Source organism: Bartonella fuyuanensis, assembly GCF_014197255.1.
In the GTDB taxonomy this organism is placed as follows: Bacteria; Pseudomonadota; Alphaproteobacteria; order Rhizobiales; family Rhizobiaceae; genus Bartonella; species Bartonella fuyuanensis.
The window spans coordinates 1-1146 of sequence record NZ_JACIFE010000076.1 but is presented as its reverse complement, the minus strand read 5'-3'; the positions used below and the strand labels follow the sequence as shown (position 1 = coordinate 1146).

1 protein-coding gene is annotated in these 1146 nt (G+C 38.5%); it reads left to right on the top strand.

All coding sequences use genetic code 11. The features are described 5' to 3' along the window. Positions 1 to 1146: DUF3987 domain-containing protein (locus GGR08_RS07995; RefSeq protein ID WP_183194764.1), on the top strand; the 1146-nt coding region annotated here is incomplete at both ends.

The following is a 1146-nucleotide window of genomic DNA, read 5'->3' as shown; positions in this document are numbered from 1 at the left end:
CTCCTATCACTTGCCTTCAAAAGAAATGGTATAAAGACTGGTTAAAGCAAAAAGAAAAACAAGAAATTGAAGAGAGATTTGAAACTTTAGACAAAAGAGAAAAGAAAAAACAAGCCTACAAAGCACTCAAAGATCAAGACGAGGAACAAGCCCTTGCTCTTCTTTCTCAATCTCTTGAACATAAAGAAAGTGAGGAAGATGACACGCTTAATAAACGACGTCTTATTGTCAACGATGTGACCGTCGAAAAGCTTGGGGAATTGTTAAAAGAAAACCCCCGTGGTTTATTGTTGGTTCGTGATGAATTATCTGGTTTTTTATCCGATTTGGAACGGAAGGAATATCAAACAGACCGTTCTTTTTATCTAACAGCTTTTAATGGCAAAAAATCATACACCTATGACCGTATAGGACGTGGAACCACTTTTATTCCCAATGCAACCATTTCCATTATTGGGGGCATTCAACCTTCACGGATTATTCCCATTATTCAAGCAATGCACCATGGAACAAATAATGACGGCTTATTGCAACGCTTTCAAATGCTGGTGTGGCCCGATGAACGAAAAGAGCGGTTATGGGTTGATAGACCTCCCAATCAAAAGGCATGGGAAAGTTATCAAGGAATTTTTCGTTCTCTTTATGATAAACCATTAGGATCACCAAAACACCCTATTACCATACGCTTTTCTGCTGAAGCTCAAGAAATGTTTCGTGTATGGTGGGAAAATTTTCAAAGAACAATCAAAGGAGGTCATTTCTCATCAAGTTTACAAGCGCATCTTTTGAAAATGAATAAAACCATACCAACCCTTGCATTGATTTTTGAATTGAGTGAAGGGGGGCGTTTTGAAATCAATAGAGATGCCCTTGAGAGAGCCTTATATTGGGAAGAATATCTGATAAGCCATGCAAAACGTCTTTATGCGGCGAATGATACATTAACAGCAGAGCGTGCAAAATTAATTGTAGAGCGCTGTGATCTTTTACCCAATGTCTTTACGGCAAGAGATATCTATAGACGGTGTTGGGGTTCTTTAAAAGATAATCAAGCCGTTAAGCAAGCTTTAGAGCTTTTATGTCGTTGTAACTATATTCGTGAATTTCCTATAGAGGGGAATGAATTAGGTCGGCGTCCTGATAGAC